General features: G+C 41.0%; 2 protein-coding genes. Both read right to left on the reverse strand.

Features of this window, described 5'->3' with window-relative positions:
- The coding region (locus G636_RS20675; protein WP_035779807.1) for a DUF6444 domain-containing protein at nt 1-1,097 on the reverse strand (1,097 nt) is incomplete at its 3' end.
- 5 nt (nt 1,098-1,102) lie between these two features.
- Entirely contained in the window at nt 1,103-1,402 is a 300-nt protein-coding gene (locus G636_RS0114425; protein WP_026508614.1) for a hypothetical protein, read from the reverse strand.
- Between the last annotated feature and the right edge of the window lie 166 nt (nt 1,403-1,568).

Genomic DNA, 1,568 nt, shown 5'->3' on the forward strand with positions numbered 1-1,568 from the left:
CCATTATGCCCTTTCTGCTCTCTGCCATAATACTGTGTAAGCCCATCAGGCGATGCGACAATGGCTACTTCCATGTTTTTGCCATCACATCTGGCATTAGTGAAGTCCATATGAAGAACAGGATTTCTCTGTAAATCTACAAACCACTTTTTACGCTGGTATTCAGTTGCTTTGGAGAACTGCCTGTTAAGGTTGCTCACCATTCCCTTGGAAATATTGAGCCTGCCTTGTGTAATAGTAGACAGAAAGTCCTTTGTATTATCAATAGATACATTATTGCTATTGTTGAGGAGATAAAGAAATGCTTTAATAGTCCCATCATAGTTGACATCATCATTTATGCCATCTGGAAATTCTGCATGCATACGCTCGCCTGTCTGAGAATTATAATACTCGTCAGCCCAGTATTCCCTGACATCCATACAGATATGGATGCCAACAACCTGTTTCTTTATGACTTTTCCGGTTCTTTTAAAACCGGGATCATCAAGAACTTCCTTTGGAGCAGGCAAATAGATAACCGGCTGCGTCAGTTCCTGCTTTTTGCGACCATGCCCTTTATGCCCCGGCTGTCCGCCTGGCTTACGACCAGTCTTTTCGCGGTTGTTGGTGATCTTTTTGTGGTTTACTGACTGGGATGAAGGCTTTGAAGAATTCTCATAGTCTCTATTAAGCTGTGCCTTAAGATGCTGATTCTTCTCTTTTTCGTCTTCAAGTTCTGTCTTGACTTCGTAAAGCTCGTGGAGCAGTTCTCTTTTCTTATCAAGAAGTTCATCGCGCTGTCTTTCAGCATTCAGTGCACGTTTTTCCAGCTCCCTGATACGGGTATCTTTGGCAGCAAGCTCTTTCTGGTGTTCCTTATAGATGTCCTCTATGGTTTCCCACCATTTATTTCTGACATCAATAGTCTGTGCGTGAGCCCTGGACAGGTCAACCTCAAGTTTATGGATACGAGACTCCTCAGTACGAAGGAGGCTTTTATATTCAGCCTCCATCTGTAGATATTTATTGCCACTTCTGAAAGCCTCAAGCTGAGCCTGAAGACTTTTTACGCGGTACTGTAAAGTTGTAATAAATTCATACTGAGAGTCGTACATAATGATTATTGGCCTGCCTTTAGCTGCTTGATTTCTTCCTTGAGCGATTTGATGACTATTTCCTGTGCCACATATTTTTTCTGAAGCTTTTCATATAACTTTTTGTAATCAGGTTCTTTTTCCTGTGCAGCTTCAGTTTTTCTGTGTCTCCCATCTGTCGGAATCATCTCACCCGTCTCAGGATCTATCTTTCCGATAAGAGTACGCTTGGCCCGGCTCTGCTGTTTTTCTTTGTCCCAGTATGCCTTGGATTCGTAGACATAGGTTATTCCTGTTCGTTTATCAAGTTGTTTTATTATTCCCATGGGGGTGCTCCTTTCTGTAACATCGTTACGTTTATATTATATATCATAACGATGTAAAATGCAATAGAAAAACCCAAAAAAGTTAGATTTTTTCTGGGTTTTCTCAAATTTTCATATGTATTTTTATCGTTAGGTTAGAATGTCAAGTTAGGGTCTGAACAGTAAC

Origin of the sequence: Butyrivibrio sp. MC2013 (genome assembly GCF_000424585.1) — a bacterium.
Taxonomy (GTDB): domain Bacteria; phylum Bacillota; class Clostridia; order Lachnospirales; family Lachnospiraceae; genus Butyrivibrio.